Annotated in this window: 19 protein-coding genes and 1 riboswitch; of the genes, 8 read left to right on the top strand and 11 right to left on the bottom strand. The window is 68.8% G+C overall.

The genetic code is table 11. The features are described from left to right. Positions 1-81 precede the first annotated feature (81 nt). From EV652_RS30285 to EV652_RS30295, 3 genes are read right to left on the bottom strand one after another with little or no spacing between them, the layout of a single operon-like run. The gene (locus EV652_RS30285; RefSeq protein ID WP_132212673.1) at positions 82-501 is read right to left on the bottom strand and encodes a nitroreductase family deazaflavin-dependent oxidoreductase; all 420 of its coding nucleotides are present in this window, start codon (positions 499-501) and stop codon (positions 82-84) included. Positions 502-527: 26 nt separating this feature from the next. After that, complete coding sequence (gene ilvD, locus EV652_RS30290; protein ID WP_132212674.1) at positions 528-2201, bottom strand: dihydroxy-acid dehydratase; 1674 nt, start codon at positions 2199-2201, stop codon at positions 528-530. A gap of 26 nt (positions 2202-2227) precedes the next feature. Next, positions 2228-3226, bottom strand: a complete 999-nt coding sequence (locus EV652_RS30295; RefSeq protein WP_132212675.1) for a hypothetical protein — start codon at positions 3224-3226, stop codon at positions 2228-2230. A 64-nt stretch (positions 3227-3290) separates the two neighbouring features. After that, positions 3291-3371: riboswitch (ZMP/ZTP riboswitch) on the top strand. A 19-nt stretch (positions 3372-3390) separates the two neighbouring features. On the opposite strand from EV652_RS30295, the gene EV652_RS30300 reads away from it, so the two are divergent. Beyond that, the gene (locus EV652_RS30300; RefSeq protein ID WP_132212676.1) at positions 3391-4305 is read left to right on the top strand and encodes a 5-aminoimidazole-4-carboxamide ribonucleotide transformylase; all 915 of its coding nucleotides are present in this window, start codon (positions 3391-3393) and stop codon (positions 4303-4305) included. Positions 4306-4340: 35 nt separating this feature from the next. Here the strand turns inward: EV652_RS30300 and EV652_RS30305 are convergent, their stop codons facing one another. From EV652_RS30305 to EV652_RS30315, 3 genes are read right to left on the bottom strand one after another with little or no spacing between them, the layout of a single operon-like run. Then, positions 4341-4607 (bottom strand): MoaD/ThiS family protein, encoded by a 267-nt coding sequence (locus EV652_RS30305; RefSeq protein WP_132212677.1) that lies wholly within the window; start codon positions 4605-4607, stop codon positions 4341-4343. A gap of 1 nt (position 4608) precedes the next feature. After that, complete coding sequence (locus tag EV652_RS30310) at positions 4609-5706, bottom strand: WD40/YVTN/BNR-like repeat-containing protein (RefSeq protein WP_132212678.1); 1098 nt, start codon at positions 5704-5706, stop codon at positions 4609-4611. Positions 5707-5718: 12 nt separating this feature from the next. Further along, positions 5719-6651, bottom strand: a complete 933-nt coding sequence (locus EV652_RS30315; RefSeq protein WP_132212679.1) for a 2-hydroxyacid dehydrogenase — start codon at positions 6649-6651, stop codon at positions 5719-5721. A gap of 118 nt (positions 6652-6769) precedes the next feature. On the opposite strand from EV652_RS30315, the gene EV652_RS30320 reads away from it, so the two are divergent. From EV652_RS30320 to EV652_RS30340, 5 genes are all read left to right on the top strand, one after another. Then, on the top strand, positions 6770-8101 hold the full coding sequence (locus EV652_RS30320; RefSeq protein WP_242002099.1) for an FAD-binding oxidoreductase: 1332 nt from the start codon (positions 6770-6772) through the stop codon (positions 8099-8101). Then, positions 8098-9384 carry an SAM-dependent methyltransferase gene (locus EV652_RS30325; RefSeq protein WP_132212680.1) on the top strand — a complete coding sequence of 429 codons (1287 nt, stop codon included), beginning with the start codon at positions 8098-8100 and terminating at the stop codon, positions 9382-9384. Before EV652_RS30320 ends, EV652_RS30325 begins: the two co-directional genes overlap by 4 nt. Positions 9385-9460: 76 nt before the next feature. After that, positions 9461-10363 carry an LLM class flavin-dependent oxidoreductase gene (locus tag EV652_RS30330; protein ID WP_158441280.1) on the top strand — a complete coding sequence of 301 codons (903 nt, stop codon included), beginning with the start codon at positions 9461-9463 and terminating at the stop codon, positions 10361-10363. 242 nt (positions 10364-10605) lie between these two features. Then, positions 10606-11571 (top strand): PQQ-dependent sugar dehydrogenase, encoded by a 966-nt coding sequence (locus EV652_RS30335; protein WP_242002100.1) that lies wholly within the window; start codon positions 10606-10608, stop codon positions 11569-11571. 85 nt (positions 11572-11656) lie between these two features. Next, positions 11657-12190 (top strand): general stress protein, encoded by a 534-nt coding sequence (locus tag EV652_RS30340; protein ID WP_158441281.1) that lies wholly within the window; start codon positions 11657-11659, stop codon positions 12188-12190. Positions 12191-12232: 42 nt separating this feature from the next. Here the strand turns inward: EV652_RS30340 and gatB are convergent, their stop codons facing one another. The 3 genes from gatB to gatC are packed head-to-tail and all read right to left on the bottom strand — an operon-like array spanning position 12233 to position 15527. Next, positions 12233-13729, bottom strand: coding sequence for an Asp-tRNA(Asn)/Glu-tRNA(Gln) amidotransferase subunit GatB (gene gatB, locus EV652_RS30345; protein WP_132212683.1), 1497 nt, complete (start codon positions 13727-13729; stop codon positions 12233-12235). Beyond that, positions 13726-15231: an Asp-tRNA(Asn)/Glu-tRNA(Gln) amidotransferase subunit GatA gene (gatA, locus tag EV652_RS30350; RefSeq protein ID WP_132212684.1), complete on the bottom strand. Its 1506-nt coding sequence runs from the start codon at positions 15229-15231 to the stop codon at positions 13726-13728. Before gatA ends, gatB begins: the two co-directional genes overlap by 4 nt. After that, positions 15231-15527 (bottom strand): Asp-tRNA(Asn)/Glu-tRNA(Gln) amidotransferase subunit GatC, encoded by a 297-nt coding sequence (gatC, locus tag EV652_RS30355; protein WP_132212685.1) that lies wholly within the window; start codon positions 15525-15527, stop codon positions 15231-15233. Before gatC ends, gatA begins: the two co-directional genes overlap by 1 nt. A gap of 223 nt (positions 15528-15750) precedes the next feature. On the opposite strand from gatC, the gene EV652_RS30360 reads away from it, so the two are divergent. Then, positions 15751-16398 carry an ACT domain-containing protein gene (locus EV652_RS30360; RefSeq protein WP_132212686.1) on the top strand — a complete coding sequence of 216 codons (648 nt, stop codon included), beginning with the start codon at positions 15751-15753 and terminating at the stop codon, positions 16396-16398. Between the two features lie 61 nt (positions 16399-16459). Here EV652_RS30360 and EV652_RS30365 read toward each other — a convergent pair whose 3' ends face one another. Both EV652_RS30365 and EV652_RS30370 read right to left on the bottom strand, forming a co-directional pair. Then, positions 16460-16684, bottom strand: a complete 225-nt coding sequence (locus EV652_RS30365; RefSeq protein WP_132212687.1) for a hypothetical protein — start codon at positions 16682-16684, stop codon at positions 16460-16462. A gap of 20 nt (positions 16685-16704) precedes the next feature. Further along, on the bottom strand, positions 16705-17688 hold the full coding sequence (locus EV652_RS30370; protein WP_242002101.1) for a hypothetical protein: 984 nt from the start codon (positions 17686-17688) through the stop codon (positions 16705-16707). Positions 17689-17769: 81 nt separating this feature from the next. Here EV652_RS30370 and EV652_RS45465 point away from each other — a divergent pair, with 81 nt between their 5' ends. Next, positions 17770-18204 (top strand): hypothetical protein, encoded by a 435-nt coding sequence (locus tag EV652_RS45465; RefSeq protein ID WP_242002102.1) that lies wholly within the window; start codon positions 17770-17772, stop codon positions 18202-18204. Positions 18205-18265: the final 61 nt, after the last annotated feature.

Consider the following 18265-nt stretch of genomic DNA (forward strand, 5'->3'; position numbering starts at 1 on the left):
ACTCGCCGACACACTGCGACCGGGTCAAGCTCGGCGCCTGAGGGTCTCATGATATGAGATGCCTGTCTTAAGGAGTGTGAGCTACACCCGCCTGAGTTCGAGCACGGGAATGATGCGGACTCCGGCAGTCCGGCGTGCGTACTCGGCAAAGAACGGGTAGTGCCGCGCTTGCTCGGCGTAGATGCGGTCGTGTTCAGCGCCGGTCACTTCGTGGACGGTCACCTCGTAGGCCTCGGTTCCGCGTTCGACGCTGCCCTCACCGGCGGCAGCCAAGTTGCGGTACCAGTCCGGGTTGGTGGGTGCTCCACTCTTGGTTGCGAAGACGTAGATGATGTCCGGGTCGGTCTCGTGTGGGAGATACATCGTCGGATTGACGTACTCCCGGCCGCTTGTGCGGCCGCGGTGGTGCAACAGGACCATCGGAGCGCCTTCGAAGTTCCCGCCGACCCTGCCCTCGTTCGCTCGGAACTCCGCGATGGTGCTCGCGTTCCAGTCGCTCATGTCGATCTCCAGTCGTCCACGGGTGCCTAGATACAGACCGCACCCTCGGAGGCTGAGCGGACCAGGCGGGTGTACTTGCCGAGGACGCCTTTGGTGATGCTCGGGGACTTGGGGGTCCAGCCGGTGCGGCGATTCTCGAGTTCCTCGGGGGTGACGTGGAGGTCGAGGGTGCGGTTCTTGACGTCGAGGGTGATGCGGTCGCCGTCCCGGACGAACGCGATCGGGCCGCCGTCCACGGCCTCCGGTGCGACGTGGCCGACGCAGAGTCCCGTCGTACCGCCGGAGAACCTTCCGTCGGTGAGAAGCAGGACGTCCTTGCCCAGGCCGGCGCCCTTGATCGCGCCGGTGACCGCGAGCATCTCGCGCATCCCCGGGCCGCCCTTCGGGCCCTCGTACCTGATCACCACGACGTCGCCGGCCTTCATCGAGCCGTCCTCGACCGCGTCCATCGCGCCCCGCTCGCCGTCGAACACGCGCGCGGTGCCCTCGAACACGTCCGAGTCGAAGCCGGCGCTCTTCACCACCGCACCCTCGGGCGCGAGCGAGCCGTGCAGGATGGTGATCCCGCCAGTGCCGTGGATCGGCTTGTCCAGCGCACGGATGATCACGCCGTCGACATCGGGCGGCGCGATGTCGGCGAGATTCTCGGCCATCGTCTTGCCGGTCACGGTCAGGCAGTCGCCGTGCAGCAGGCCGGCGTCGAGCAGCGACCGCATCACCACCGGGATGCCGCCGACCCGGTCGACATCCGTCATCACGTACCGGCCGAACGGCTTGAGGTCACCGAGGTGCGGCACCTTGTCGCCGATCCGGTTGAAGTCGGCCAGCGTCAGGTCGACCTCGGCCTCCCGCGCGATCGCGAGCAAATGCAGTACGGCGTTCGTCGAGCCGCCGAGCGCCATCACCACGGCGATCGCGTTCTCGAAGGCTTCTTTGGTCAGGATCTGACGGGCCGTGATGCCGTTGCGGAGCAGGCCGACGACCGCCTCGCCGGACTTGCGGGCGTACCCGTCGCGGCGGCGGTCCACCGCTGGCGGCGCGGCCGAACCCGGTAGAGACATTCCGAGCGCCTCGGCGGAGGCGGCCATCGTGTTGGCCGTGTACATCCCGCCACAGGCGCCTTCACCCGGGCAGATCGCCCGCTCGACCGCGTCGACCTCCTCCTGGGTGATCAGGCCGCGGACGCAGGCACCGACCGCCTCGAAGGCGTCGATGATCGTGACGTCCTTGTCGCCGAGCCGGCCGGGCATGATCGAACCGGCGTACAGAAAGACCGATGCGAGGTCGAGCCGGGCCGCGGCCATCAGCATTCCGGGCAGCGACTTGTCGCAGCCGGCCAGCAGCACCGAACCGTCCAGCCGCTCGGCCTCCATCACCGTCTCGACCGAGTCGGCGATGATCTCGCGGCTGACGAGTGAGTAGTGCATGCCGACGTGGCCCATCGAGATGCCGTCGGAGACGCTGATGGTGCCGAATTCCAGCGGGTACCCGCCGGCCGCGTGCACACCTTCCTTGACCGCCTTCGCGAGCCGATCCAGGGACAGGTTGCACGGGGTGATCTCGTTCCAGCTCGACGCGACTCCGACCTGCGGTTTCGCCCAGTCGTCGTCGCCCATCCCGACCGCCCGGAGCATGCCGCGCGACGCGGTCGCCTCGAGTCCGTCGGTCACTGTCCGGCTGCGTGGCTTCACATCGACCATGGGCCCACTCTATGACCGACCTGGCGTTAGGCCATCTGCTTGGTGACAGCGGCGGCGAAGGCGGTGAGTGCGTCGGGGGCGTTGATGTAGCCCCAGGGCACGCTTTCGATCCGGCCTTGGGTCAGCGCGGCCTGTTCCATCGCGGCGGCCTTCGCGCCGACGGTCTTGAGGGCGAATGCCATCGTGCCGTGGGCTGAGATGTCCGCCGCCTCGGGCTCGCGGCCGGGTACCTGCCACTTGGCGCGGGCGGCGAGCAGGGCGTCCTTCCGGTTGCTGATCTCACGCGTGTAGCGCGCACCCCGCTGCAGCTTCGTCAACTCGCCGTCGGACAGTACGTCGAGCCACACCTCGTTGGCCACCATGCCTGCAACCGCACACAGTGCGCTGCCGGGCTGCGCATTCGCCAGCGTCTGGTCGCCGAAGCGGACGATCTGGGCGATGTCGAGGCCCGACCACTTCGGAGCCAGCGCATGCACCCGGCCGCTGTGCGCCTGGTAGCCGGCCGGGTGACGCTCCATCGCAGAGCGGAAGATGTCGTTCTTGTCGTCCATCGACGCCTGCAGTCCGATCGCCACCCACTGCAGCACCTCCCACGGTGCGGCGTCGTCGGGTGCTGCGGCGATGCCGTAGTCCAGCACCTCGGCCGCCGTACGGAGGATGTCGTGGAAGGTCGCGAACCGCTGCTCGGTGACCTGCTCCGCCGACGCGCCGGTGCGCACCTCCCAGGCCTCGAACACCAGCGTCTGCCCGAGCCACAGCAGCAGGTCTGGGTCACCCGGCACAGCCTCCAGCCGCAACTCCAGTTGCTCGCTGTGCCCGATGGCCGCCTTCCCAAGCCCCATCGCCCGGAACGACCGCCGATCGGTGTTCTGCGACGACGCCTTGAGCAGCTCGGCCCCGGTCGACAGATCGCCCCCACGCACCGCGGCGTACGCGGCATCGAGCTCCGGATCGGCCCATGCCTGATCCAGCCGAAGCCCCGCCGTCGCCACTCCCGCCGGCTGCTTCCGCGAAAAGATCCCCATACGCGCGATGCTAGGCCGGATCGCGGCCGTCCGGACCAGGTTTGCACCTTCGTGCAATAGGCTCGCACCGAACCGCGACTGGCGAGGGTGGAGCACCACCGTGGAGCGGCTGACACACAAGGCGTCGTCCGCCTGGGCGCCTCCGACTTCTCGGAGGTTGCCCGATGCAGTTGCGCTATGGCATGAATCCCCATCAGTCCGCGTCGATCACGGCGCTGGATCGGTGGCCGTTCACGGTGGTCAGCGGCGCGCCGTCGTACATCAATGTGCTCGATGGTCTGGCCGGCTGGCAGTTGGTCCGTGAGGCCTCAGGTCTCCTCGGTCTGCCGGCGGCGGCGTCGTTCAAGCACGTGTCCCCTGCCGGCGCCGCGGTTGCTGACACGGTGGCCAGTGCGTATGGGCGGGCGCGGGATGCCGATCCCAAGTCGTCGTACGGCGATTTCGTTGCAGTGTCGCACCCGGTCGACGCGGAGCTCGCGGACCGGCTGAAGCGGCTTGTCTGCGACGGCATCATCGCTCCCGGGTACGACGAGGGTGTGGTCGGCGTACTGGCCAGCAAGAAGCGTGGCGCGTTCCTGGTGCTCGAAGCGGATCCTGGATATCAGCCGCCTGCTGTCGAGGTCCGCGAGGTGTACGGCGTCCGGCTGACGCAGGAGCGTGATGACGTGCCGCTGGACCGCTCGCTGCTGGACCCCGAACTGCCGGACAGTGCGGCACGGGATCTTCTGCTGGGGCTGGTCGTCGCGCGGTACACGCAGTCGAACACGGTCGCAATGGTCAAGGACGGGATGGCGATCGGCATCGGTGCCGGGCAGCAGTCGCGGATCGACTGCACCCGGCTGGCGGGTGAGAAGGCCGCAGAGTGGTGGGCTCGGCGTTCGGCGGAAGAGCTGACAGAGGTCGCGATGGTGTCGGACGGGGCGATCCCGTTCGTCGACAACATCGCCGAGGCTCACCGGCACGGGGTTCGTTACCTTGCCGAGCCGGGTGGCTCGATCCGCTCGGCCGAGGTCGTCGCCGCGTGTGCCGAGCTGGGGATCAGCTTGTCGCAGACCGGGGTGCGGTTGTTCCGGCACTGAGGCGGAAGGTGCCCGAGGCAACGGCACCGCGGTCCTCAGCCGCCCGCCACGCTTGGCAGGATCATCAGTTCGTCGCCGTCCTTGAGCGTCGTACCGAGACCGTCCAGGTCGCGGATGTTGTCGTTGCCCAGGTAGATGTTGACGTGCCGCCGTACGGCGCCCTGTTCGTCGGTCAGGCGTCGCCGGAGGACCGGGTCCAGGGCGGCGACGGCCTCGCCGACGGTGGCTCCGTCGACTTCGACCCGCTCGGCACCGCCCGCGAACGGTCTGAGCACGGTCGGCAGCTTGACCCCGATCGCCATCTCAGCCCACTACGGCAGCGCGGACGGTCAGCACGTCCGGGAGGTGCCGCGCGACCTCGGTCCAGGTGTCGCCCGCGTCCGCGCTGGCGTAGACGCAGCCGTCACGAGTGCCCAGATACACACCGGCGGACTTGGCCGAGTCCGTGCACATCGCGTCCCGGAGGACCGGTGCGTACGACGGTACGTCGGGCAACCCAGCTGTCAGCGCCTCCCAGGTGGACCCGGCGTCGCGGGAGCGGTAGACCCGGCACTTCGCGTCGGTGGGGATCCGGTTCCCGTCGGCGACCAGCGGGAAGACGTACACGGTCTCAGGCTCGTGCGGGTGCACCGCGATCGGGAACCCGAAGTCCGACGGCAGCCCGTCCGCGATCGACTTCCAGATCGCCCCGCCGTCGTCGGATCGGTAGACACCGTGATGGTTCTGCGCGAACATCCGGTCCGGTACGTCGGGATGCGCGGCCATCTTGTGCACGCATTGACCGAACTCCGGGTACGGATCGGGGAAGAAGTAGGCCTTGATCCCCTGGTTGGCCGGGGACCACGACTCGCCGCCGTCGGTCGTCCGGTACACCCCGCCGGTCGACATCGCGACGCTCACCCGGTCGGGATCGGTCGGATGCGGCAACACGGTGTGGATCGCCTGACCGCCGAAGCCGGCACCCCACTCCTTGCGATGCGGGTGGTCCCACAGGCCGCGGACCAGCTCGAACGTCACTCCCCCGTCGGTGGACTTCCACAGCGCCGACGGCTCCGACCCTGCGTACACGACGCCAGGCTGATCAGCCGGCCCGGGCTGGATCTGCCAGACCCGCTCGAGCGATGTCTCGGCGTCCTTGGGGAACCCGATCGAGCCCTCCGGTGGCTCGGCCCAGGTCTTGCCGAGGTCGTCGGAGTGGAAGACCGCCGGCCCCCAGTGCTCACTCGTCCCGCCGACGAACACGCGTGGCTGGTCACCGCGCGTGTCGATCCCGACCGCGTACACACCCTGCATCTCGAACTGTGGCACCGGGCCGTCAAGGGTCCACTCCCGGCGCGCAGCGTCACTCCGGCCGATCCAGAGCCCTTTCTTGGTTCCGATCAGCAGTACGGTCTCGGACATCCTTGTCCTCCTTTACCGCGGTGGACCCCCCACCACGTTGATCAATGGTTGCCCCGCCGCGAACCGCTCCAGTTGCGCGCGCACCAACCGGGCCACCCGCGGCCCGAAGGCCGTCGAGGCACCCCCGCGGTGCGGGTTGACCAGCACGTTCGGAGCAGACCACAGCGGGTGTCCGGCGGGCAACGGCTCGGGATCGGTCACGTCCAGCGCGGCGCGGATCCGACCGCCGGCCAGCTCGGTCAGTAATGCGTCGGTGTCCACGACGACACCGCGCGCGACGTTCACCAGCAGCGCGCCGTCCTTCAGCTGGGCCAGGAACTTGGTGTCCACCAGCCCCCGTGTCTCGGCCGTCGCCGGGGTCAGCAGCACGATGACGTCGGCCAGCGGCAGCAACTCGGGCAGCTCGGTGATCGGGTGCACGCCCTCCCGCTCCCGCCGCGCAACCCGGATGATCTCGCACTCGAACCCGGTCAGCCGCCGCTCCAGGGCCTCGCCGATCGACCCGTACCCGAGGATCAGCACCGTGCGATCCGCGAGCGAATCGTCCATTTCGTCGTACGACGCGGGCCAGAGCTGCTGATCCTGGTTCCGCACGGCACGCGGCAGCCGCCGGTACGACGCCAGAATCAGGCCGACCGCGAGCTCGGCAGTCGATGCGTCATGGACGCCGCGGGCGTTGCACAAGGTGACGCCCTCGGCCAGATGCGGCAGCACGTTCTCATAGCCGGCCGTCTGCAGTTGCACCACCTTCAGCGAAGGCATGTCGCGGACGACCTCGACCACGTCGGAGCCGCCCATGTACGCAGGAACATAGAACTCCACCTGGTCGAGCGACCCCGGCCGGTCACCACCCGCGTACCACTCCACGTCGAGCCCAGCGGGCACGCCACCGAGGGTGCTTTCCGCGTCCTCCCACGGCAGCCACGCCAACACCTGATCAGCCATGCCCCGAACCTACTCGCCCGGCCGGACAATTTTCATCCCGCCGTCCACAGGTTCGTCGTACATTGGATCGGTGCCTTCGACATCGGATCTGGCTGCGACCGTTGATCATGATCAGGCCGTGGGGCGGCTGCGTTCGTCGTACCAGCTCATCCCGCCCGGGGAGCCGGTGCGGCTGGCGAAGCGCAGTTCGAATCTGTTCCGGCCGCGGGCGGAGACCGAGCGGCCGGGTCTCGACGTGTCGGGACTGACCGGGGTGATCAGCGTCGACGCGGCGGCCCGGACGGCCGACGTCCAGGGCATGTGCACCTATGAGGACCTCGTCGCCGCGACCCTCCCGCACGGCCTGACGCCGATGGTCGTGCCCCAACTGAAGACGATCACCCTCGGCGGCGCGGTGACCGGACTCGGTATCGAGTCCTCGTCGTTCCGGGCCGGTCTGCCGCACGAATCCGTCCTCGAACTCGACATCCTCACCGGCGCCGGTGACATCGTCACCGCCCGGCCCGAGGGTGAGCACGCGGAGCTGTTCCGCACGTTCCCCAACTCCTACGGCACACTCGGCTACGCGACCCGGCTGAGGATCGAGCTCGACCGCATCTCGCCGTACGTCGCCCTCCGGCATGTCCGGCTCGGACTCGACCGGCTGGCTCCGGCGATCGAGGAGATCGTTGCCTCCGGCATATACGAGGGCGAGCCGGTGCACTTCGTCGACGGTGTCGCGTTCAGCCCGTCCGAGGCGTACCTGACGCTCGGCCGCAACAGCGACGCCGCGGTGAAGACGAGCGACTACACCGGTCAGCAGATCTACTACCGCTCGATCCAGCAGCGCCAGAAGGACTTCCTCACCGCGCACGACTACCTGTGGCGCTGGGACACCGACTGGTTCTGGTGCTCGGCCGCCTTCGGCGCGCAGAAGCCTCTCGTCCGGCGGCTGTGGCCCCGACGCTGGCGGCGCAGCGACATGTTCCACAAGATCATCGGCTTCGAGAACCGGCACCAGTTCGCCGCGCGCCTCAACCGCCGCCGCGGCCAACCGGATCGCGAACGCGTCGTCCAGGACGTCGAGATCCCGGTCACCCGGCTGGCCGCGTTCCTGCGCTGGTTCGACACCGAGGTCGGGATGCGCCCGGTCTGGCTGTGCCCACTGCGACTCCGCGGTACGACGGCCTGGCCGCTGTACCCGCTCGAGCCGGGCACGACCTACGTCAACGTCGGCTTCTGGGGAACCGTCCCGATCGCCCCGGGCGCCGCCGACGGCGACGTCAACCGCCGGATCGAGGCGGCTGTCGCCGAGTTCGACGGGCATAAGTCCTTGTACTCCGACGCTTACTACGACCGAGACACCTTCGACCGGCTCTACAACGTCCCGGCCCTGACCGAGGTGAAGAAACGCTACGACCCCGATGCCCGGCTCACCGGGCTCTACGAGAAGGCGGTGACACGCCGATGACAACCCTCGAGACCCGTGTCTCGATCGCGGAGGCGCTGACAACTGTGACGCCGGCCGGGCTGCCGTTCCGGTTCACGGCGTACGACGGCAGCGCGACCGGACCCGAAGACTCGCCGATCCACATGCATCTCGCCTCCGAACGCGGTCTGTCCTACGTGTTGACCGCACCCGGGGACCTCGGACTGGTCCGTGCCTACGTGATGGGTGATCTGGAGATCACCGGCGTACACCCGGGCAACCCCTACGAGCTGATGCAGATGATGCAGAAACAGCTGCACTTCGAGCGCCCGACGCCGGCGGAGGCTTTGCGCATCGTCCGCGGGCTGGGCTGGAACCACCTGAAGCCGCCGCCTCCACCGCCGCAGGAGCACCTGCCGAAGTGGCGTCGTACCTTCGAAGGGCTGCGGCACTCGCGGACCCGGGACCGGGCGGCCATCCACCACCACTACGACGTGTCGAACACGTTCTACGAGTGGATCCTCGGCCCGTCGATGACGTACACGTGCGCCGTCTACCCGTCGCTGGACGCCACTCTCGAGCAGGCGCAGGCGGAGAAGTACGACCTGGTCGCGCGCAAACTCGATCTGCGCCCAGGGCAACGACTTCTCGACGTCGGCTGCGGCTGGGGCGGCATGGTCCGGCACGCGGCCCGCGAGTACGGCGTCAAGGCGCTCGGCGTCACGTTGTCGTCGGCCCAGGCGGAGTGGGCGACCGAGGCGATCAAACGCGAGGGTCTGGAGGACCGCGCCGAGGTGCGCTTCCTGGACTACCGCGACGTGGCCGAGCGCGACTTCGACGCGATCAGCTCGATCGGCCTGACCGAACACATCGGGGTGCGCAACTACCCGTCGTACTTCGGTTTCCTGCTGGACCGGCTGAAGCCGGGCGGCCGGCTGCTCAACCACAGCATCACCCGGCCGGACAACCGGTACCGCTCGACCGGCGCGTTCATCGACCGCTACATCTTCCCCGACGGCGAGCTGATCGGCTCCGGCCGGATCATCGCCGAGGCCCAGGACGCCGGCTTCGAGGTCCGGCACGAGGAGAACCTGCGCGAGCACTACGCGCTCACCCTCGGGGCCTGGTCGGACAATCTGGTCGCCCACTGGGACGAGGCGGTCGCCGAGGTCGGCTACCCCACCGCCAAGATCTGGGGCCTCTACCTGGCCGCCTGCCGGGTCGGCTTCGAACGCAACACCACCCAGCTCCACCAGATCCTGGCGGTGAAGTTGGACAACGAGGCCGACGCCCACTTCCCGCTCCGCCCCACCTGGCTCAGCTGATCCATGCCCACCGCGCATGGAAGGTGCGCGGAGTCGGCATTGGACGTCGGTCTGCCGCCAGGTGAGGGTGGGTGGGATGGAGATCGAGTTCGGGGTGTTGATGGATGTCCGGGAGGAGGGGTACGGCGGGGAGCGGGTTGACGAGGTGGTCGTCGCCGACCGGTTGGGCTTCGACGGGGTGTGGTTGTCCGAGCATCACCTGACCGGGGACGGGATGCTGCCGTCGCCGCTCGTGATGGCCGGGGTGCTCGCGGCGCGGACCTCGCGGATCCGGGTCGGGACGAACATCTTGGTGTTGCCGCTGCATCATCCGTTGCGGGTCGCGGAGGACGCGGCTGTGGTCGACCTGGTGTCGGGCGGGCGGCTGACACTCGGCGTTGGGCAGGGGTACTCGGAGCGGGAGTTCGCCGCGTTCGGGGTCGACCGGCGGCGGCGCGGGGCGCTGCTCGAGGAGGGCGTGCGGGTCATCCGTTCGGCGTGGTCGGAGGTGGCCCCGCGGCCGCGCGGCAAGATCCCGATCTACGTCGCGGGCGTGACCGCGGCGGGGCTGCGGCGGGCCGCGCGGCTGGGCGACGGCGTGATCATCTACTGCGCGACCCCGGCCGACCTGATCGCCCGGCGGAAGCTCCTGGACGAGGTTGTTGACAATCCACCGCCGCTGATCTGCACCGGGATCATGCACGTCGACGAGGACGCGGATCGCGCCTGGGCCGACGCCGCGCCGGGAATTGCTTACCTGGAAGGCGAAATCGCGTCGTACGGCGGGACCGAACCGCCGGCCCTGAACCGCGAGGACTATCTCGTCGGTACGCCGGAAGACGTCGCCGCCCGGTTGATCGCCGTGCACGAGGCCACCCGGTTCGTCCACTTCGCCCACTGGCTCCGGTTGCCCACGCTCTCGCATGACGCCGCGATGCGGTCACTCGAACTGATCGCGGGCCGGGTGATTCCCGCCGTACGGGCTGGTGTGAGCCGCTAGTTTGGAGGCACGCATCGAGCCGAGGAGATGGCGTGGTCAAGACGATGGTCAGGCAGGGGTCTCGCACCGCGGTCGTTGTCACCGCGCTCGCGCTCGCTGCTGCATGCTCCGGCGACGGCGGGGAGCCCTCCGGTTCGGGGACGTCGGCAACGAGTCCCAGCTCGACTCCCAGTTCGACGCCTAGCCCGACGAACTCTCGTCCGACGTCGGCGGCGCCGGCGACCACCGCTCCCGCTGGACCGGTGAAGCTGACCGTGGCGTCGACTGTGGCGACCGGGATCGAGGTGCCGTGGGGGTTGGCGTTCCTGCCCGACCAGAGCGCGCTGGTGAGTGAGCGCGACTCGACGAAGATCAAGCGGATCGCCGGCGGCCGGGTGACCGAGGTCGGTGAGGTCGATGACGTGGACCCGTCGTCGGAAGGCGGACTCCTCGGACTGGCGGTCGACCCGCAGTACCCGAGCCGCCCGTACATCTACGCGTACTACAGCGCCGGCGACGACAACCGGATCGCCCGGCTGACCTACCGGGACAACCGGCTCAGCGACCAGCAGGTGATCCTGGACGGGATCCCGCAGGCGTCGATCCACAACGGCGGGCGGCTCCGGTTCGGTCCGGACGGCTTCCTCTACGCCGGCACCGGCGACGGCGGCGACCGGCCGAACTCGCAGGACGACGGGTCGCTGGGCGGGAAGATCCTGCGCATCACGACCGACGGCAAGGCCGCGCCGGGCAACCCGGGCGGGCGGCCGTGGTTCTCCAAGGGTCACCGCAACGTCCAGGGGCTCGCCTTCGACAGGAATCAGTTGTACGCCGCCGAGTTCGGGCAGAACACGTGGGACGAGCTGAACGCGATCACCTCCGGTGCGAACTACGGCTGGCCGGCCGCGGAGGGGGTCGAAGGGCTGGACGGGATGACGGACCCGATCGCGCAGTGGCGCACAGGTGACGCGTCGCCGTCGGGGATCGCATTCGCCCAGGGGCACGTGTTCATGGCATCGCTGCGGGGTGAGCGGTTGTGGGCGATTCCGGTTGCCGGGGGCAAGCGGACGGGTGAGCCGCAGGCGTTCTTCACCAACGAGTTCGGCCGGCTGCGGACGGTCGAGGCCGCGCCGGACGGATCGCTGTGGCTGACCACGTCGAACACCGACGGCCGAGGCGACACCCGCAACGGCGACGACCGCATCCTTCGCGTCACCATCAGCCGCTGACTGTCGCCAACCGTTTGAGGTTATGGGCCGTCTGGTACTAGTGGAGGAGACCCCAGACACCCATGCTCTCAGGGAGGAGTTGGTGATGCGGCCCGATCAGGCGCCCGTCGTTCCCAGCGGTGTGATCGCTTCGGTGAGCACTCTCGAGAATGCTCAGCGGACAGTGGATTATCTGCGAAGTTACGGGATGGACGCCGGGTCGTTGAGCATCGTCGGCGCCGACCTCCGGCAGGCGCGAAAACGGCAGGGAGTCCCGGTCGCCAAGCTGACCGCGATCGGTGCGGCGCAGGGCGCGGTGCTCGGGTTGCTGGCCGGTGTGTTCGTGACATTGGTGGCCGAGACCAGCCTGACCGGACTCGCCGTGGTCGTCTGGGGCTTCGTGTACGGCGTCCTGCTCGGGACGTTGTGGGGTCTGTTCCGCGGCCTGATTCGCAACCGGCCGGACGTAGTCGCGACCGAGGTGGTGCCGACCCGCTTCGAGATCCGCTGCCCGGACGAGGAACTCTCGGTCGCCCAGACTCTGCTGGCCGACGCCGACGACGTGGACGACGGCCGGGTCGAACGCCAGGCGATCGCCGACGCTCCCCCGGAGAAGCCCGCCCACAGAGACGCAGCCTGAGGTCAGGTCCAGGCCAGCCGCTTCGGCTGGCCTGGACCTCGCTCAGATTCCGAGCCTGGCGTTCAGCAGTTCGCGGACCTTGGCCGCGTCTGCTTGGCCTCGCATGTCCTTCATGACGGCGCCGATGAGGGCGCCGGCGGCGGCCGGCTTGCCGGAGTTGACCTTCTCGACCACGTCCGGGTTGGCGGCAATCGCCCGGTCGATGGCGTCGATCAGGGCGGAGTCGTCCGAGACCAGCTCCAGGCCACGGGCCTTGATGATCTCGGCCGGCGAACCCTCACCCTTGATCAGGCCGTCGAAGACCTGACGTGCGAGCTTGTCGTTGAGCTTGCCGTCATCGACGAGCTTCTGCACCTCGGCGACCTGCGCCGGGCCGACACCGAGCGCGTCGAGATCCTGACCTGACTCGTTCGCCGCCCGGGCCAGTTCGCCCAGCCACCACTTCTTCGCCGCGGCCGGCGTCACCCCGAGCTCGACCGTCGCCACGATCGGCTCCAGCGCGTTGCCGTTGATGACGTCGCGCATCTCCAGGTCGGTGAAGCCCCAGTCCTCCTGCAGCCGGACCCGGCGCAGGGAAGGTGCCTCCGGCAACGAAGAGCGGATCTCCTCGACCCAGTCGCGGGACGGAGCGACCGGAACGAGGTCAGGCTCCGGGAAGTACCGGTAGTCGTCCGCGTCCGACTTCTCCCGGCCGGACGTGGTGATCCCGGTGTCCTCGTGCCAGTGCCGGGTCTCCTGCAGGACCTTGCCACCGGCGACCAGGACGGCAGCCTGCCGGGTGATCTCGTAGGTGATGGCGCGCTCGACCGAGCGGAACGAGTTCACGTTCTTCGTCTCGGTTCGCGTCCCCAGCACCGACGACCCCTTGGGCTTGAGCGAGACGTTCGCGTCGCACCGCAGCGAGCCCTGGTCCATCCGGACGTCGGAGACGCCGAGCGCGAGCAGCAGATCCCGCAGCATGCTCACGTACGCCCGCGCCACCGCGGCGGCCTTCTCGGCCGGCACCTCGATCGTCTTGGTGACGATCTCGATCAGCGGGATACCGGCCCGGTTGTAGTCGACCAACGAGTGCGACGCACCGTGGATCCGACCGGTCGCGCCGCCGACGTGGGTGGACTTGCCGGTGTCCTCCTCCATGTGGGCGCGCTCGATCTCGATCCGGTACGTCTCGCCGTCGACCACCACTTCGGTCCACCCGTTGTACGCGATCGGCTCGTCGTACTGGGAGGTCTGGAAGTTCTTCGGCATGTCCGGGTAGAAGTAGTTCTTCCGGGCGAACCGGCACCACTCGGCGATCTCGCAGTTCAGCGCCAGGCCGATCTTGATCGCGGACTCGACCGCCCGGGCGTTCACCACCGGCAACGCACCCGGCAGGCCGAGGCAGACCGGGCAGGTCTGCGTGTTCGGCGGGGCGCCGAACTCGGTCGGGCAGCCGCAGAACATCTTCGACTTCGTGTTCAGCTCGACGTGGACCTCGAGGCCCATCACCGGGTCGAATTGTGCCAGTGCGTCGTCGATCTCAAGCACGTCGGCAGTCATCGGGTCACCTCCAGCTCCGGAGCCTGTGCCATCAGAACGCCACCCCACTGCTCGGCCAGGGCGGCCTCGAGCGCGGAACCGACCTGGTACAGCAGGTCGTCGCGCATCACCGGGGCCATCACGTGGAAGCCGACCGGGAGGTTGTCCTCGTCGGCCAGGCCGCACGGGAACGACGCGGCCGCGTTGCCGGCCAGGTTGACCGGGATCGTGCAGAGGTCGTTCTTGTACATCGCGATCGGGTCATCGGCGCGGTCGCCGATCGGGAACGCGGTCGTCGGCGTGGCCGGCGACACCAGTACGTCGACCTGCTCGTAGGCGTTGGCGAAGTCACGCTGGATCAGCGTCCGCACCTTCTGCGCCTGGCCGTAGTACGCGTCGTAGTACCCGCTGGACAGTGCGTGCGTGCCGAGCATGATGCGGCGCTTGACCTCGTCGCCGAAGCCCGCCTCGCGGGTCATGCTCATCACCTTCTCCGCGCTGTTCTCGCCGTCGTCGCCGACGCGCAGCCCGTACCGCATCGCGTCGAACTTGGCCAGGTTGGACGACGCCTCGCTCGGCAGGATCAGGTAGTACGCCGGCAGCGCGTACTCGAAGTGCGGGCAGGACACCTCGACCACCTCGGCACCGAGCTTGGTGAGCAGCTCGACCGACTCGTGGAAGCGTGCCTCGACACCAGGCTGGTATCCCTCGCCGCCGAGCTCCTTGACCACACCGATCCGCAGCCCGTTCACATCCGCGCGCCGGGCCGCCTCGACCACCGGCGGGACGTCCTGGTTGATCGAGGTGGAGTCCAGCGGGTCGTACCCGGCGATCGCCTCGTGCAGCAGGGCGGTGTCGAGCGTCGTCCGCGCACACGGGCCGGGCGTGTCCAGGCTCGAGGCCAGCGCGATCAGTCCGTACCGCGACGTCCCGCCGTACGTCGGCTTGACGCCGACCGTGCCGGTGAACGCGCCGGGCTGACGGATCGAGCCGCCGGTGTCGGTGCCGATCGCGAGCGGTGCCTCGTAGGCCGAGATCGCCGCCGAGGAGCCACCACCGGAACCACCCGGGATGCGGCCCAGGTCCCACGGGTTGTGGGTGGTGCCGTACGCCGAGTTCTCCGTCGAGGAGCCCATCGCGAACTCGTCCATGTTGGTCTTGCCGAGGATGACGATGCCGGCCGCCTTCAACCGCTTGACCACGGTCGAGTCGTACGGCGGCTTCCAGCCCTCGAGGATCTTCGAGCCGGCCGTGGTCGGCACACCCTCCTGGGTGAGCACGTCCTTCAGCGCCAGCGGGACACCGGCGAGCGGGCCGAGCTTCTCCCCCGCCACACGCTTCTTGTCCACCTCGGCGGCCTGGGCCAGCGCGCCCTCGGTGTCGACGTGCAGGAACGCCCGCACCGAGTCGTCGACGGCGGCGATCCGGTCCAGGTGGGCCTGGGTGATCTCCACCGAGCTGGCCTGACCGGACGTCATCAGCTCCGAAAGCTCGACCGCGGTCTTACGCGTCAGGTCACCCATCAGTCCTCCTCCAGGATCCGCGGCACCCGGAATCGCTGCTCCTCCGCGGCCGGCGCGCCGGACAGCGCCTGCTCCGGCGTGAGGCACGGCACATTCACGTCCTCGCGCATCACGTTGGTGAGCGGCAGGGCGTGCGAGGTCGGCGGGATGTCGTCAGCGGCCACCTGGCTGACCTGCCCGACCAGGGTGATGATCTGGTCGAGCTGCGGTGCGAGGTGGTCGAGCTCGGCGTCGGTGAGCTCGATCCGCGCCAGTCGCGCCAGGTGCGCGACCTCTTCGCGGGTAATCGAAGGCATGAACTGATCCAATGGTTTCGCGGGATGACCGGCTGATTTCCGACCGGACCCGGCCATCCTAGTGGGCTCCTGTGACGCTCGTGTTGCCTCATCCCCCAGGCTGTGGACAATGGGCGCCGGCTCATCAGCCGAGAGGGCCGGGCGTGTCCTCGGGTTCCGCTCTGTAACATTGGCGGCGACAGGGCGTTACGCGCAAGGTGATCGGCTGGGAGATGATCGTTCGGTGTTCCTGCTGCGATTGATCATCCCGGACCGACCCGGTTCGCTGGGCACGGTGGCCACCGCCCTCGGTGAGGTGAACGCCGACATCCACGCGATCGAGATCGTCGAGCATCGGCGGGAGAACGGCACCGCCGTCGACGACATCGTGGTCGACCTGCCGCCCGGTGTCCTGCCCGACCGCCTCGTCTCGGCCTGCAACGGCGTGGCCGGCGTCGAGGTCATCTGGTTCTCCCGGTACGGCGCCGGCGGCGGACTGCACATGGACCTCGAAGCCGTCGAGCAGATGACGTCGGCACCCGCGGACGCGATCGACATCCTGGTCGAGCAGTCACCCGCCGTCCTGCACGCCGACTGGGCCGCCCTGCTGGACGGCACCGGCAGCGAGGTGAAGGTCGCGCTGGAGACGAGTGCCACGCCGGAGTTCGGCAACGTGACCGACGGCTGGCTGCCGCTGGACAAGGCGACGACGCTCGCGGCCCCGGATCAGCACAAGGGTCTGTCGGAGTCGGTGCTGGTCGCGGCACCGCTGGACAACGGCCGCCGCGTCCTCGTGATCGGCCGCCGCGGCGGGCCGGAGTTCCTCGGCTCCGAGGTCGCCCGCCTCAGCTACCTGGCGTCGCTGGCCGTCACCATCCGCGCCTCCGCCTGACGCGTCGTACATGCAGAAAGCCTCCCTCTCCGGTTGCTGGAGAGGGAGGCTTTCCGCGTTGCTAGCTGAAGCGGAAGTAGGCGAAGACCCAGAGGCCGGCCAGGATCAGCAGCACCACGACGCCGACCAGGGCGACGATGAGGATCGTCTGGCTGTTGCTGCCGCTGCGGTCCGGGAGGTCGAACTGGGTCGGGCCCCAGGGACCGCCGCCGTCGACGCGCTGGAGTGCCTCCGGCGGTGGAGTGACCACCGTCTGCGACTCCCGCTTCTCCTTGGGGAACTTCATCCGACTCCCGTCACGTCTGCTCAGACGTAGAACGTCTCGTAGCTGATCGAGATTCTCGACGAGGAGTAGGAGTCCTCGTTGTTGGCGATGATCTCGACCCGCCATCCGGCCACATAAGCAGAGTACGACTTGCCGTCGTTGTGCGCCTGGACGTACGACTTCAGCGCCGCCACATCCTCGCCCTTCATCGCCGCGAACGCGTCGTTCACCGCCGCCGGGAGCGCGGCCTTGACGTCTTCGGGGTCACCCGAGGCGCTCATCTCCAGCGACCGGATGCCCTCACCCTTGCTGGCGTAGGAGTAGACCCGCTGCGAGCCGTACTTGCCGACCTGCTTGCTGCAGGACGTCGTACAGACGTACTTCTTGGTCTTCAGCGCGGCGATCAGCTGAGCCTCGGTGGTGTCGAAGCTCTTCCGCGGCAGGTCGAGCGAGTCCGCCCCGGACTTGCCACCGGACAACTGCAGGTCGTCACCGTCGTTGCGCAGCTCGAACTCGCCCCAGGTGCTGCCGACCTTCTGCGACTTCTGGCCGGTCTTGACCGCGTCCTGGATCTTCTTGACCTGGTCGCCGCCGAAGGTGTCGTTGCCGATCGCCTGCAGCGCCGCGTCGAAGGTGACGGCCGCGTTGTTGACGTTGTCCTCGTTCTGCGACTTCAGCAGGACGCCGATGATGGTGCCGTCCGGCTGGAACTGGAAGACCGCCTCGGCCTCGGTCGGACCGTCGTACTTGAAGCAGCCGCGGTGCGCGCCCTGACCGGTGTTGAACAGGTCGCTGCACTGGTAGCCACTGCCCTGGAGCTTCTCGGTCGCCGTCTTGGCCTGACCGGTCGCGTTGCCGAGCGTGCCGTTGTCGCCGCCGTTGGACGGGCTGCTGGTCGGCTCGCCGGACGGCGAGGTGGTCGGGCCCGATTCGGGCTCGTCGCCGCCGAGTGCCTTGACGCCGAGGAAGATCAGCAGACCGATCAGCACGATGCCGACCACGCCACCGCCGATCAGCAGCGGCATCTTGTCCTTGCCGATCCCCCCGGGTCCCTTGGAGCCGCCGCCTGGCTGCCACTGCGGCTGGCCGGGCTGACCCTGTTGCTGGTGCCAGCCGCCCTGCTGCTGCGAGCCCTGCTGGCTCCACGGCTGCTGCTCGTAGGAGCTACCGCCCTGCTGCTGAGGACGCTGACCCCAACCGCCACCCTGGGCAGGCTGGCCTTGACCGGGCTGCCCCTGGCCCTGGCCGGGACCGGGTCGTCCGGGCTGGCCCTGGCCGGGCTGAGCCGGCTGGCCGGGCTGCGGTCGTCCGGGCTGCTGCTGGCCCCAACCGCCGCCTTGCTGCGGAGGCTGGCCCTGCTGGGGAGGCTGCTGGGGCTGCTGGGGGCGTTGACCCCAACCGCCACCACCACCCTGGCCGGGAGGCTGCTGACCCCAACCGCCTTGGCCTCCCTGTCCCCCTTGCTGCCCGCCCGACTGGCCCCCCGGCTGCCCAGGACCCCACGGTCCCTGCGGCGGCGTCGTCATATTCGCTCCTTTTGACCCACGTATAGACGTGCAAAGTTAACAGTCCGACGGCTCAGCCGAGCCGCCGGATCCGTCG

Origin of the sequence: Kribbella steppae (genome assembly GCF_004342025.1) — a bacterium.
GTDB lineage: Bacteria > Actinomycetota > Actinomycetes > Propionibacteriales > Kribbellaceae > Kribbella > Kribbella steppae.